Origin of the sequence: Bacteroides sp. MSK.18.37, assembly GCF_019129155.2 — a bacterium.
GTDB lineage: Bacteria > Bacteroidota > Bacteroidia > Bacteroidales > Bacteroidaceae > Bacteroides > Bacteroides ovatus.
The window spans coordinates 920,699-934,482 of the sequence record NZ_JAHOIB020000001.1 but is presented as its reverse complement, the minus strand read 5'-3'; the positions used below and the strand labels follow the sequence as shown (position 1 = coordinate 934,482).

Annotated in this window: 11 protein-coding genes; all 11 read right to left on the bottom strand. The window is 42.9% G+C overall.

The genetic code is table 11. The features are described 5' to 3' along the window. Positions 1 to 48: 48 nt before the first annotated feature. A complete protein-coding gene (locus KSX81_RS04060) occupies positions 49 to 975 on the bottom strand; it encodes a diacylglycerol/lipid kinase family protein (RefSeq protein WP_004301802.1) in 927 nt (308 codons plus the stop codon). Between the two features lie 58 nt (positions 976 to 1,033). Next, a complete protein-coding gene (gene miaA / locus KSX81_RS04055; protein WP_004301803.1) occupies positions 1,034 to 1,954 on the bottom strand; it encodes a tRNA (adenosine(37)-N6)-dimethylallyltransferase MiaA in 921 nt (306 codons plus the stop codon). A gap of 721 nt (positions 1,955 to 2,675) precedes the next feature. Continuing rightward, positions 2,676 to 5,327: a TonB-dependent receptor plug domain-containing protein gene (locus KSX81_RS04050; protein WP_217725753.1), complete on the bottom strand. Its 2,652-nt coding sequence runs from the start codon at positions 5,325 to 5,327 to the stop codon at positions 2,676 to 2,678. Positions 5,328 to 5,350: 23 nt separating this feature from the next. Then, positions 5,351 to 6,556 carry a hypothetical protein gene (locus KSX81_RS04045; protein ID WP_004320882.1) on the bottom strand — a complete coding sequence of 402 codons (1,206 nt, stop codon included), beginning with the start codon at positions 6,554 to 6,556 and terminating at the stop codon, positions 5,351 to 5,353. A gap of 88 nt (positions 6,557 to 6,644) precedes the next feature. Continuing rightward, the gene (locus KSX81_RS04040; protein ID WP_004301808.1) at positions 6,645 to 7,289 is read right to left on the bottom strand and encodes an ATP-binding cassette domain-containing protein; all 645 of its coding nucleotides are present in this window, start codon (positions 7,287 to 7,289) and stop codon (positions 6,645 to 6,647) included. 20 nt (positions 7,290 to 7,309) lie between these two features. Beyond that, positions 7,310 to 8,857, bottom strand: a complete 1,548-nt coding sequence (locus tag KSX81_RS04035) for a DUF4836 family protein (protein ID WP_004304609.1) — start codon at positions 8,855 to 8,857, stop codon at positions 7,310 to 7,312. 51 nt (positions 8,858 to 8,908) lie between these two features. Further along, the gene (locus tag KSX81_RS04030) at positions 8,909 to 9,607 is read right to left on the bottom strand and encodes a 16S rRNA (uracil(1498)-N(3))-methyltransferase (RefSeq protein ID WP_004301810.1); all 699 of its coding nucleotides are present in this window, start codon (positions 9,605 to 9,607) and stop codon (positions 8,909 to 8,911) included. Positions 9,608 to 9,615: 8 nt separating this feature from the next. Next, positions 9,616 to 10,209, bottom strand: a complete 594-nt coding sequence (locus KSX81_RS04025; protein WP_004301811.1) for a bifunctional nuclease family protein — start codon at positions 10,207 to 10,209, stop codon at positions 9,616 to 9,618. 13 nt (positions 10,210 to 10,222) lie between these two features. Next, a complete protein-coding gene (locus KSX81_RS04020) occupies positions 10,223 to 11,473 on the bottom strand; it encodes a nucleoside permease (protein WP_004301812.1) in 1,251 nt (416 codons plus the stop codon). Between the two features lie 408 nt (positions 11,474 to 11,881). Next, positions 11,882 to 13,060, bottom strand: coding sequence for a class I SAM-dependent rRNA methyltransferase (locus KSX81_RS04015; protein ID WP_004301814.1), 1,179 nt, complete (start codon positions 13,058 to 13,060; stop codon positions 11,882 to 11,884). 63 nt (positions 13,061 to 13,123) lie between these two features. Beyond that, on the bottom strand, positions 13,124 to 13,783 hold the full coding sequence (locus tag KSX81_RS04010; RefSeq protein WP_004301815.1) for a 3'-5' exonuclease: 660 nt from the start codon (positions 13,781 to 13,783) through the stop codon (positions 13,124 to 13,126). Position 13,784 lies beyond the last annotated feature (1 nt).

Sequence of the window (13,784 nt, the reverse complement as noted above, 5' to 3'; positions counted from 1 at the left end):
AATTAGATTGTGAGTATATGTTTCTCTCCTTGGGTGGAGTGATCCTGATTAGTTGGGGATGATAAGCGTTGTCTTTTCCGGGAGCACGCCTACTTCTAAAGGAAAATGTTTAGGCAACAAACGCCCGTCCAAATCCACCGCTGCATTCTGTGCCCGGAGTACCTTTACTTTTCTCGTCCGGTAGCTTTTCACCACTTTGTGATTCAGGATTCTTCCCTGAATCAGCATCCATAGCCCGGAAATAATTTGCAGGAATTCCGGGCGGTAGATTACAGATACATCCAGCCATCCGTTGTATGGAACGGCACTGGGAGTTTGTCCCCATCCCCAGGCACTTCCTATACATACGGTCATGATGCGTCCGCGGATATGTTCATCATTGATGCGGAGATGCATTCTGTAAAGTTTCCGTTCGAAGATGAGGGAGAACAGGGCGGCAACGTATGAAAGGAACTTCACACCCCAGAAACGTTTGGTCTGATCGGTGATTTTGACGATTCGTGCTCCCAGTCCGATATTAACGGCATTGAGGAAATAGCGACGCTGGTGTTCGTTTCCGTCGTAGAAGTTGCAGTAGCCTACGTCTATTTTCTTCAACCGATGATTGATGATACAGTCGACAGCCGGCTTGTATTCGGTACTAAGTCCCCAATATTTGGCGAAGTCATTTCCGATACCGTTCGGAATCATGCCGAGGGCGATGTTCTCTTTGTCTTCGGCATCGGATAGCATAATGCCATTGATGGCATCGTTCAATGCCCCATCACCTCCCACAATGACAATCGTGCGATAACCATTGTTGGCCAAGATTTTAGCGAGACGCTCTACCGAACCGAAACCTTCGGATTGTACATAGTCATAGTCTACACCTTTACTGTCCATGTACTCCTTAATTTCTTTCCAGCGCTTCTTTACCTTTCGGGTACCAGCTTTGGGGTTGTAAATCACTCCCCATTTCTTCGGTTCTACACTCATATTTGTTTATCTATCCTATTGTGTATTAAAAATCGCACTATAATAACTGCCAAAGATACTAATTCCCTTGCAGTTTCTCTTTTACAAAAGCTATCTTTTCTTCCATCGGCAGCTCTGCATTCATCCAATGGATCGTAAATCCTCTTCTTTCCATGCCGCGGAACCAGGTCATTTGTCGCTTGGCAAACTGATGGATGGCTATCTCCAAACCGTTGAGCATTTCTTCATAAGTCAGTTTGCCTATGACGTATAATGTCAGGTATTTGTATTCCAGTCCATAGTAGATGAGATCGTCCGGTGCAATTCCCAGTTCGATCAATCGTCTTACCTCGTCCACCATTCCTTCATCCAATCGTTGTTTCAATCGGCGGGTGATCTTTTCACGGCGCAGTTCCCGGTCAATGTCCACTCCGATGATGAGACTGTTCAGTTCCGGGAATTCCCTTTCGGGAACCGGATGGGCTGCATAATACTCTTCAATTTCTATCGCACGTATCGCCCGTTTCACGGTATCCACGTCGGTGGAGTTATGCAAAGCCTTGTATTGACTTAGCATTTCCGTCAACTCTTCCAGCGAATGATTTGCCAAACGGTTACGCAATTCCGGATTTTCCGGTACGGGCATCAGTTTATATCCTTTCAACACGGATTCCAGATACATACCTGTCCCTCCACATAAAACGGGAAGACAGCCTTTTTGTTTGATGCTTTCGTAAGAATTCAAGAAATCACGTTGATATTCAAACACATTGTATTTATATCCGGGGTCTGCAATGTCAATCAGATGATAGGGGATTGTACGTCCGTTTACGGTATAGTCGGCCAAATCTTTTCCTGTACCGAGATCCATTCTTCTATATATCTGACGGGAATCGGCACTGATAATTTCTGTGTTGAGTTCATAGGCCAAGGCAGCGGCAAAGGGAGTTTTACCCGAGGCTGTAGGTCCGAGTATGGCGATTAAATCATAGTCCGGCATAGCTTCATTCTTTTATATCTGCAAAATTACGAAATATTTTTAACCTGTTTGGTATTCAATCGCTTTTTTATCAAGATTAATAAGGGGATAGGGAAGGTTAATTTGCATTTTAACCTCTAATTGGTGGTATTCAATCTAATAATAATGAAGTGTATGAGAATACCGCCATCTGATATTATCTACTATAATATTTGTGTTGTTTTTATTGTCAATCTGTCAGGGTAGTGGCTAATCTTTTGATTTTTAGTGGAATATGGCTGATGATAGGAGCTGACAATAGGCTGACAATAAAGATCTTGTTTTTTATTGTCAGCTTTGTTTTTGCTGATTAAATAGTATAGCTATTTGATAAACAGTTGTTTATCTCCTTTTTTATCATGATGCTATTTTTGTGATAACTTCTGTATATCTGTATGTTTTTACGTTATATTACCACTAAGGTTGTGTTGAAAAATCAGGTGTGATAACTCTAGTATGCTGATAGAATAACACGGAGATACGGGTAAAGTAGCTTAAAGATACTGGCATTGTTCAGCTAGAGTGCCTTTATTGTTCAGCTAAAGTACCGCTCTTGTTAGTTCTCCACGGCCGTGGTGAATGAATGATATCGGTAGCTTAACAGATGTATACCTGCTTGATAGAATAAAGATAAAGGTGCCTTAATAGAGTTGTGCTTACTTGCGTAAGTCTATAAACCTGACATTCAAAATCTTTTCCACATTTATCTGTTGTTGATCGTTTGTACTATCCGGCATACCTTTCCGTTTTTATCCACGCCTTCTATGGTTATATCTTCCGGTGCAGTGCTGTCCGGAGTATAGTATTCGATGGTTGCTTTTCCATTAGCATCCAGTTGAAGGGTAGGATTCCAATAGATCGTACTTCGTAAATCCGAGCGTTGGTCATTCTTCTTTTCAGGCGTATCATAAGTAGGATGATAGAACTCGACCGAGTCGCTGTACCCCAGTGGAGTACATGTGATAATGCCCTGTGCCGGTCTTGCCGGGATATCTTTGCCGTCTTTCAGCGTAATAACGATAGCACCTGCCGAACCGCGGGAACCTAAGATCGCTGCATCGGCACCGCGAAGAAGGCTCAAGCTCGACATATCACTGGTTTGTATCATGGTCAGGATGTCGTTATCGTCTTCATACACCACGTCGTCAACAACAATGACAGGTTGCTCGGGATTGTTGCGGATATGTATTTCATTTCCATTTGTCACGCTAATGCCCGGAAGTCTGGTGACTGCATCAAAAGCTGTTTGTGCACCGAATCCTTCCAGTCTGTCCCCTTCGATCGTGTAGGTGTTGATACCTCCTGTGTAAATACTTTCTGAACTGGCCTTTTTACGACTTCCAGTGACTACCACTTCTTTCAGATTGTACACTCTCATTCCACCTTCCATGTAATATTGGTCGCGGGTGTTGAGCAAATAATCTTCCATAAACGTTGCTGTTCCATCATGGAAAGGAGACTTGTGCGAAGTTGCCGGGTATTGAGGAGTGTCAATCACGATGTCCACTCCGGCAAATCCTCTTTTGGTACGTGCCTGAACAAGGAAAGTCGTGCTATCTCTGAAAGATGTGTTCACGATAAACTCTCCTTTTTCGTCTGTGGTGGTAGTGGCGATGATGTTCTGTTTGGGAGCCAGAATACAAATAGGTCCTTTCTTAACGTTACCTCCAAAGAAACCTTTGATACGTCCGCTGATAGTTTGCCCCTTTTCCATATAGTTGGTGAGGTTCATTGAAGGTGCAGTCAGTACATTCTGGATATGGTGTCTGCGCCATCCGTGCGTCATCATCAGGAAGTCTACCGTGCGGAGAGTCCGGAGGTCTTGCTGCAAAAAATAATATCCGGGATTTTCTACATATCCTTTTAAGTCGGAGGTCAATAGAAAATTCGATACGATATTGTCAGCAAGCGAATCCGGGCGGATACTCTTTCTGTCGGTAATGCTGATGGAAAAACTACCTTCTACCGGAGTACCGTTATCGTCTTTTGCTGAAATTTGCAGGGATACCTTTTCTCTTTTTCCGTATGTCGGCTTATCTGCAAGAATTTGCCATTGATGCGGATTCCGGTCGGGTATGAAAACCAGGCGTTCGCTAAGTGCGTTGCCCTGTTGGTCGATCAGCATGAAATGGGTGATGCCTGCGTTGAATAAACTGTCGTTCATTCTTCCAAAAGTCCTGTCGATACTGACTGGCTGCAGGATGACCAGCTTTCCACGAGTGTGCGCAATCAAGAATAACTTTTGAGGCCATTCGGTAGCTTCTGTTTTCTGGATTTCGTAACGGATTTCCTTTTTATAATGTGTCATGGAAAGTGTGATTCCTTTTTCTTCTACAGCTGGGAGGTCGAATCGTTTACTGATACCGTCACCGGATTTGGCAATCACATAGTAAGACTTTCCCACAGTCGGATTCAGTGTGAAAACTCCCATGCCGTCATGCTCCGAGCGGAAAGCTGTCAATGTGTCTCCGTTGGCATCGAACAGGAATCCTTCTATTTCTGTAGAAAAGCCATCCGATCCTTGAGCCTTGAAAGCTATATTCTGATGAGCAACGGTCAGGAGAGCACCTCCTTCCGGGAAGAACTTAACATCAAAGTCTTTTGTAAACGAAGGCAGATAGAAAGTCTTTTTATAAATATATTGGGGATCATCGAACTCTACTTCAATGTGGCGTGTGGCAATAGGCTTCAAATCCGGCAGGGAAATAGAAATCAACCCATTCTCGTCTGTCTTTCTTTTACCTTTATCTTTAATCTTTCCGTTTTCAATGTAGCGGTAGCGGATGGCAGTATTTCCGAAAGCCTCTTGGGTATTGCTGGTAAATCTTACCTTGGCTGTATAATGTGATTCGTCTTCTTGCTGATACTCAATATTTGAAACAATCGTATTATCAATCGAATTACCGATTTTCAGATTGCGTGAATAAAAGAATTCCGGTTCCTGATTAAGCATCCAGTTGCTATATCCCCGCAAATAATAATCACCTGCAGGGAGAGTGGGAGGGAGGGTGAAAGCATTATGAAAACCCAATGAATCTCTGCGGATCTTTTTCCGTTCTACAATAGAGTCGGAACGGTTGACAAGCTCTGTAATGATGAAGTTGCTTTGTGTATTATCTTGATGTGTAACAGAGTTTACCAGATATCCCTTGAACCATATTTTTTCTCCTGCCCCATAAAAGGGCTTGTCCAGATGTAAGTAGAGTTTCTCCTGTGGGATTTTTTCCAGTAGATTAAAATACGCAATAATTGTATCTTGTACGTTTTGCCCTGACAATGGGGCAAAACAGAACAGTATTCCGAAAAAGAAAGCTATTAAGCCTCTATGGATAGAAAATGTAGTTTTGTTTTTCATACGTTATGTGTTTGATTCTACATCTATGATTTGTGCATCCAGATCGAAAGCACTTTCTTTTTTACTGCCAGTATGTTAATCACCGATACAACGATAAATAATAGAATACCCATACTGATTGCTGCCCATAATGATCCGGTTTCCAGCTGTGGAAATAGGATGCGGATGCTGTCTATGTAATAACTGCGCAACCAGGAGACTAATCCGATGGATAATACAAGCACAATAACGTTCAATCCTACCGTGAGCAACTGATAAGGCAATGCTACCTTGTTGGGACTGTATCCGATTAGTAATAGACTTTCCAGCTTGGTTGTATTCTTTTGTAAAAGCAGGAAGATGCTCAACATCAGTATATAGAATGAAAGGATACTGATAAATAAACCCACTCCCAATACAATACCTACGATAAGACGGAGGAAATAAGTTGTTTTTCCGGCATCCAGCTTACCATCTTCCGTTTCATATCCTTTCTTCTGAAAATAACTGGCGATGGCGGAATCTGCCGGATTGCTAACCTCGATAATCAATCGTGCCGGTTGGGCTTCTGCATTCGGTGCGAAATTCTCATTAGCCCATTTCATAAAGGACTGGGGAACAAGAATCGTATTCAGACGATTGGAAAAACCGACAATGTTTCCTTTGTACTGTTCCACCCGTCCGTTGCCACGCATCATAATATCCATTTGAATCAGACTCATTAACCCTTCCGATAGTTTGGGGAGGCTGCGGCTTTGCGCAAAACCGAAGTTATAAAGGTTCAGATAGTTGCGCGGAATGATAATGGGTATGGTATGTGTGTTTTCATCGAAATGCCATTTATCGAGTTTGATGTCGACAAACTCATCGGGAACAGACTCAAAAAACATATCTGTGGAAAGATGAATACCGGCTTCCTTCATTCCCAATCCTGCTGAAACTTTGAATTGAGAAGGAGTGAAAGCTCCTATTGTTTTGGTAAACGGTTGCTTTTTCAGATCCGCAATTTCTTCGGCAGAGAATGTATTACTCTTTCCTGCAAAAGAACCGAGAGCACTGATTTTCTTTGTAGCTATGATGAAATCCTTTTTCATAAAGCTGTCTCCTTCGGTGAATACCGGAATGACATCTTTATAAAACTGTACGCTAAGCAATACAATCATCATGCCGAATAGGTTGGCTAAAAAGAAACCGGCTAATTGACCGATACTGATATGTTGGCGGAGAAGCTTCCAGACAAGAGTTGGCATTTTATTTACGATTTTACAATTTACGATTTGAAATGATGCTGTGAAAAAGAGGTTGTTCATTACCTGCTACCTGTTATTAACCAGCTTACTACAGTTGAAGTGTATGGCTGTAAGGCAACTCGATATGTTTACCGATGGAAGTGGCGATCACTCCGGCTCCTTGTGCCTTTGCTTCAGCGATGATAAGTTCACCCATGATGCGGCTGTTATCATCGTCCAGGTGGCTGATCGGTTCATCCAGAAATAAAAAGTCGAACGGCTGGCAGAGCGCCCGGATAAAGGCGACGCGCTGTTGCTGTCCGAAAGATAGCTTGCCGGCTTTCACATTTATTTTATCTGCGATCCCCAGTTGTTCGAAGAACGATAAGATTTCTTTTTTCTTTTTGCATCCGGTGAGGTTATTCTTCAATTGCACATTTTCAAGAGCGCTAAGTTCGGTGAAGATGCGTAAATCTTGAAAAAGCATACTTAGTGAATGCTTTCGCAGGTCGACCCATTGCTTCACGGAGTATGCTTTGATATTGGTTTCATCGAAATTAATAATCCCCTGATAGTCGTTGCGGTAGCCATAGATATAGCTGCACAACGAAGATTTGCCGGTGCCGGAAGCAGCTTCAATCAGATACATTTCTCCTTTCCGGAAGAAAAGATCCTGATGCCATACGTCCGAAGTCACCGAATTACGGTCAGCAAACACTTGGGGAAGTGTTTGCTGTAAGTGAATACTATTCATACCGTTGGTTTATACATTTATTACATGCCGGCAAATTGCTTGGCAAAGTCTACAATTTGTTTGAGGGCATTTACATCTTTGTCTTTCAGGCAGAGGTCAATCTCGCTGACTTCCCCTTCTGAACTCATGGACAGGTAAGAAACCTTGTTGGCCAGTTCGATATATGTCTTAGCTTCCTGTCCTCCGAAACCTGCTACCATTTTAACAATAGGCAGATCGAGGATTGCTTCGGCATTGATTGCTATAAATAGGCTCTTTCCCTTCATATCCGATGCATAAGGAGCATCTTTGACTGATTTGTCGGCAGCTTTACCTACGTTTTTGTAGAGTAACTCATCATTGGTTGCATACATTTGTTTATCCTTGATGCCGAAGAATATATTCATGCCTCTTGTCTTGTAGACATATTCGTCTTTGCCAAGTTGCATGATATCTTCCCCTCTCTTCAATCCCAATGATTCCTTGTTCTTGTAAATCATTTCAAGAGCATTGCCGTTCTTCACGTCAGCGTACATCATGAAAGTGGGAGCACTGCTCATCGTTACGTTGATTAATCCTGCAGAAATATCACCATTGAACGAGCTGAACAACTCTTTTACTTCGTCTGCCTTAGCGATAGATACTGTGTTGCGGAATTCCTTGTTTTCGCTCAACAGGTTATACAGTTCGCCTCCTTTTACACCTACGTTGAAGAACATCAGGGTAGAAGCCGGGAAGTATTTAACGAAAGTATTATTCGCTTTTCCAACAGATTCCATTTGTTTTTTTAGGAGAGCTTTCACTGCTTCGTTTTCAGTATAGTTTTCTGTTTTGAGGGCAATCTTTCCTTTTTCAAAGTTCAGTCCTCCTATCAGAGTGATGTCTTCCGCTTTCACTTCAGTAGGTAATCCCATGGTTATCTGATCGCGGTAGGTTGAAGGAATAGCTGTCATGGAAGCAAAGAAGTTAATATCACTTTTCTGTTTCTCCATTTTCTGGAAAGCTCCTGATTTCACGATACTATTGCTTGCTGTCTGTTTCAACAAATTAGTAATGGCTTCTTTGGCTTTATCAGTTTGAGTTGTTCCGCTGACATTGACTACCAATATAGTAGAACTATTGAAAACAAGCAAACCGCTGTTCATCGTTGTAAAACTGTAACCGTCAGCTTCGCCTACCGGTTGGCAGATCTGTTCTTTTGCCATCACGTCGAGTGAAGCATGCAACTTATCTTCATTGTTCACTTTACCTACAACAGTAGGATAAGGGAAAGAAGATGAAGAGAACACATAGAATGGAGATTCAACATCGATTCCCGATTCGCCCGGATTCTTCATAACCTTTTCCAGTTGTTGGAATGTGGCCGCATTCATTCCGCTTTTCAGTGCTTCCAGTACTTTTTGTTTAGCAGCTTCATTCTCTTTATCATCCAATCCCGCTTTGCTTGCGAGGGATTTAAGGTTGATAGAGGCAACTACCGAAGCGTCAGCCGGTATCACATTTGTATATTCCGATGTTTTGGAACATGCTGCCAGAAAAACAATCAGTACTGCCAGTACCGAGAGTCGTGAAATCGTTTTCTTTGCCATACTTATGTTATTTAAAAGTTGTATAATCATTGATTCAGACATTTACTGCTGTTATTGATTTTGCAGATTCAGCGTGTGGCAGGCCACCAATGCCGCTGTTTCTGTACGGAGCCGTGATTTGCCGAGACTAATCGGAACGAATCCCCGTTCGATGGCCTTCTTCACTTCTTCTTCACTGAAATCTCCCTCGGGACCTATCAGGACAAGGGCGTCTTCTCCTGGTTTCAGAACATTCTTCAATAGAGGTTTCTCCCCTTCATAACAGTGGGCGATAAACTTCTGTCCTTTAAACTCCTGCCTGATGAACTGATCGAACTCAATCATTTCGTTCAATTTTGGCAGTCGTGCCTTGAGAGATTGTTTGATGGCTGATACCAGAATCTTTTCAATCCGTTCGGTCTTGATGACTTTACGTTCCGAGAAACGGCAGTTGAGGAAAGTCAGTTCGTTAAAACCTATTTCGGTAGCTTTCTCTGCAAACCATTCGTTGCGGTCCATATTCTTCGTTGGTGCCATGGCAATGTGTAAATGGCACGGCCATAACGGTTCCTGAAAAATGGTTTCTTTGATGTTTACGAAACAACGTTTGTTGGTTGCAACAGTAATTTCAGCTTTGTAGAAGTTACCCTTACCGTCGGTAAGCGTGATTTCGTCTCCGATACTTAGCCGCAGAACACGGATACAGTGTTGTGCTTCCTCTTCGGGAAGCTCGTTGCTTTTCTGTATATCTGGAGTATAAAATACGTGCATAATATTACTTACTGATTTTTATTTCTTGAATTGATTTGATCGCGTATCTGCGCGGCTAACTCGTAATTCTCATCTTTAATAGCCTGTTCCAGTGCTTCTTCAAGCGTTCTGGAAGTAGCACCGGGCAAATCATGTTCTTCTTCAGCCACTTCGTCGTTGTCCGTTTCTTCAGAACGGGTTCTTTCTTCTGACGACATGTGAAGACATTCCTGTTCAAGAATAGATTCATAAATAAGAATCGGGCAGTCGGCACGCACTGCCAGGGCAACTGCGTCTGAAGTCCGTGCGTCGATACGTATAATTTCTTCGTCTTTTTTGAGGTAAATATAGGAGTAGAAAATACCATCCTTTGCTTTGTAAATTAATACACGTATCAGGCTGGCTCCCAGTATAGTAAGACTTGTTATAAATAAATCATGTGTCAACGGACGGGGAGTTTTCACTCCTTTCAGATATAAAGCGGTAGCCTGGGCTTCCGCTGGACCGATGATGATAGGCAGTTGCCTTTCACCGTCCACTTCGCCCAATAGCATAGCAAACGCGCCTACTTGCGCCTGGCTGTTCGTGATATTTATAACTTGTAATTCTACCTTTTTGTCCATCGTTCTCTTTTACTTAATTTGTTTTACTCTCCTGCTGGTGTTTGTACTTGAATACCAAGGCAAACAGAATGCCGATTACCAGCGCATAAGCGGCAAAGATCAGCCAAATGTTCATCCATTCGCGACTCACCAGTCTGCCGTCGGCATATACAGAGAATGCATCAACTACCGCACCGCTGGCATATCCGCCCATGATGGCTCCCAATCCGTTAGTCATCATAAAGAACAAGCCCTGTGCACTGGCACGGATAGAAGATTTGGCTTCTTGTTCAACAAACAACGAACCGGAAATGTTGAAGAAATCAAAGGCCATACCATAAACAATCATGGAAAGGATCAGCATCCATAGTCCTGATCCCGGATCTCCAAAACCGAACAGGCCGAACCGGAACACCCAAGCGAACATACTGATTAGCATGACTTGTTTGATTCCGAAATGACGCAGGAAGAAAGGTATGGCAAGAATAAACAATGTTTCGGACATCTGTGAAATGGATAACAGGATGACTGAATGTTTCACTCCGAAAGAATCTGCATATTCAGGGATGCTGGCAAAACTGCCTAGGAAAAGGTCGCCGTAAGTATTCGTAATCTGCAATGCTGCACCTAGAAGCATGGAGAAAAGGAAGAAAATAGCCATTTTCTTTTTCTTGAATAACACCAGCGCATCCAGTCCGAAAGCGGAGAGCCATGATTTGTTTTCAGATTTAGCCGGTCGACAGGCCGGGAGCGTAAATGAATAAAGTCCGAGTAGCAATGCGGAAGCACCTCCTACATAAAGTTGTGCACTTGAATTCTTGAATCCGGTAAGGTCGACAGCCCACATGGCACAAATAAAACCGATTGTTCCCCATACGCGGATAGGAGGGAAGTCTTTAATCAGGTCACATTTGTATTGCTCCAGTGCATTGTACGATACCGTGTTGGCGAGGGATAAAGTGGGCATATATACCAACAAGTTGAGTAACATGGCCCAATACATCTGGTCGTATCCCGTTGCGGTGGAAGCGTAGAAGAGACATCCTGCTCCTGCAATATGGCAAAGTCCGTATAAACGTTCTGCATTAAACCATTTATCGGCAATAATACCGATAATACCCGGCATTACCAAAGAGGCAATCCCCATGGTGGCGAAAATGGCTCCGATTTGTCCTCCTTCAAAATGAAGTTCTCTTCCCATATAACCACCTAATGATATTAACCATGACCCCCATACAAAGAATTGCAGGAAGTTCATAATAATCAAACGAACTTTTATACTCATGACTTTTTTAATTTGTGTTTCTCTTCACATTCATAAACCTTGCAAATATAATATTTTCGTTGAATAGGTGGATAAGTAATTTGATAAAAAGGGGATAAAAATGGCATAAATGCGAAGAAAAGATGAGATTTGGGTGTGAAAAAACAAATGAAGGGGGTATAAAAAAAAGAAGGCTATCTATCCCAGACAGCCAATCTTTGTTAACCTTAAATCTAATACCATGAAAAACACAGTGCAAAGATATAGGGTTTATGTTATACAACATAATGTTTTCTCGAAAATCTTCTATTTGTTAACTCTAATTAACTTTGAATCTTCCGTTTTTCTGTTACTGCCCTCTCTAATCAGCCATACTTCCGGAGAAATGCCTGATATCCGAATGGAAACTTGGCTCCGGCACCTTGCCGGTTATTCTACGTAGAGTACCAATCCTTTCAGATATTCTCCTTCGGGATGATAGATGTTTACCGGATGGTCGGCCGGTTGAGTCAGCTGGTGTAGAATGCGTACGCTACGCCCTGACATGGCTGCTGCGGTAAACACAGCAGTACGGAAATTATCTTTGCTTACCACTTGCGAACAAGAGAAAGTAAACAGGATGCCGCCCGGTTTGATTTTCTCGAATGCTTTGGCATTCAGTTTACGGTAACCTTGCAAAGCATTCCGCAGTGCATCTTTATGTTTGGCGAATGCGGGCGGATCAAGGATGATTAAATCATACTGGTCGCCCATGCGGTCGAGATATTTGAAAGCATCCTCGGCAAACGCCTCGTGGCGGGAATCACCGGGGAAGTTTAATTCCACGTTTTTGTTAGTCAGATCAATCGCTTTGGCTGAACTGTCGACAGAGTGCACGAGTTTCGCACCTCCGCGCATGGCATAGAATGAGAATCCGCCGGTGTAGCAGAACATATTCAGTACCGAACGGTCTTTGGCGTAACGTTCCAGCAAAGAACGGTTTTCACGCTGATCTACAAAGAATCCGGTCTTCTGACCTTTCAGCCAGTCCACATGGAACTTCAAGCCATATTCTTGTGCGATATTGTCACTGCTTCCTCCTTTCAGAAAACCGTTTTCGGGGAAAAGGTCTGCCTTAAAAGGAAGAGTTGTTTCTGATTTATAATAGATATTTTCGATTTTGTCACCCATTACTTCGGATAAAGCTTCGGCAATTGTCATGCGGTCTACGTGCATTCCTGCAGAGTGTGCCTGCATAACAGCGGTTTTGGCATAAACGTCAATCACCAGTCCGGGGAGATTGTCTCCTTCACCGTGAACGAGACGGTAGGTGTTGTTGGTCGGATTAGTGGCGATGCCGATACTGCGACGCATATCGTATGCAATTTCCAGTTTGCTTTTCCAAAAATCGTGATCGATAGGTTCCTGGCGGAAAGACAGTACGCGTACAGCAATACTTCCGATCTGGAAATGTCCTTCGGCAATAAATTCTTTTTTTGAGGTGTACACTTCTACAACTTCACCTTCATCGGGCTCTCCGTCAAAACGAGCGATAGCACCGGAAAAAATCCAGGGGTGGAATCTCTTAAGAGAATCTTCTTTACCAGGTTTGAGATATACTTTATGCATAATGTAGTCTTTCCTCAACCCTCTCCCAAGGGGGAGGGCTTCAGATCGTTTTATTATTGGTTATTAATCACTTATTTTATTACTTATCACTTCTTCCGCGGGAGAGACAGTAGCTGTCAGCGGAGAAACCTCCCAATCTCCCGTCTGTTTCAGTTCTTGCAACAGATTGTAGATATTGAGGCATGCCCATGCATCGGTAGCAGCGTATTGTTTCTGTCCGTCACTTAATACATCAGCTTCCCAGTTGGACAAGCGTTGTGATTTGGATATTTTTTCTTTGAATAAGATGGCGTAAATCTTTTGCAGACTTTTGTCCTGTATTCCGAATTGACGCACATAGTCCTGTAATTCGATACAGCTTTGTTGGGTGAAAGGTGCACGTTTGTGCAGCATCATAAAGTCGTCTTTCAGTGAAAGTCCCACTTTGATTACAGCCGGATTTTCTAACAAGTCAACCAATGGCTGAGTCAATCCCGTCATATTGAGCCGGAATAAGAAACAGCATTCTTCGGAAGAAATCTGGAGAAGTGCTACTTTGTGCGATTGTCCTTTGGTAAAGGAAGGGCGAGTTTCGCTGTCGATACCTATCACTGGTCTGGATTGGAGGTAAGCTACAGCTTTTTCCGTTTCAGCTTCCGACTGGATAACATAAATACGTCCCGGAAAGACTGTTTTCGGGAGTTCTTTTAGTTCATCTTTATCTATGGTTCTTCTTACAATCATT